The organism is Gilvimarinus gilvus (assembly GCF_030518155.1).
GTDB lineage: Bacteria > Pseudomonadota > Gammaproteobacteria > Pseudomonadales > Cellvibrionaceae > Gilvimarinus > Gilvimarinus gilvus.
On record NZ_JAULRU010000090.1, the window covers coordinates 1 to 510 of the forward strand.

Below are 510 nucleotides of genomic sequence, written 5' to 3' on the forward strand. Positions count from 1 at the left end.
TGAAGTAATTTTGCATACTTCAATGTCGCTGTTTGCCCCGCTTCATCTGTATCAAAACAGAAAATAATTTCTTCCAATTCATTTAGATTTTTGATTGCAGAAAGGATTTCGTTTGTTAAGCCATTCGTTCCAAAACAAGCAAGTATTTCATATTTTCGTAATTCTAAATTCGTACTTCGTAATTGGAGTAATGAAGCTGCATCAATAATACTTTCGGTTAAAATCAATTTTTTGGTTGTTGAACTTGGATAATTTGGATAAACTCCAGAACGATTTTTTAAGTAATAATGGTGAGCAGTGCTCACAGACGATTTATTCTTTTGACCACTTATAATCGATCTGAAGTAAAATGATACGGTCTGCCCGTGGCAGTTTTTGAGCGGAAAAACAAGGGATTTATTTCCGAATGGTTTATAGGATTGTCCGCCTGTTTTGCTGTTTGTTCCGTAGGGAATTAATAAGCCTAATTCTACACATTGGTTGATTAATTTCTCGTCTTTTCTCGACCCA

General features: G+C 34.7%; 1 protein-coding gene. It reads right to left on the minus strand.

What is annotated here, in order from left to right; translation table 11 throughout:
• On the minus strand, window positions 1–305 hold a 305-nt coding region (locus QWI17_RS00455; protein ID WP_302720531.1), incomplete at its 3' end, for a toprim domain-containing protein.
• Window positions 306–510: the final 205 nt, after the last annotated feature.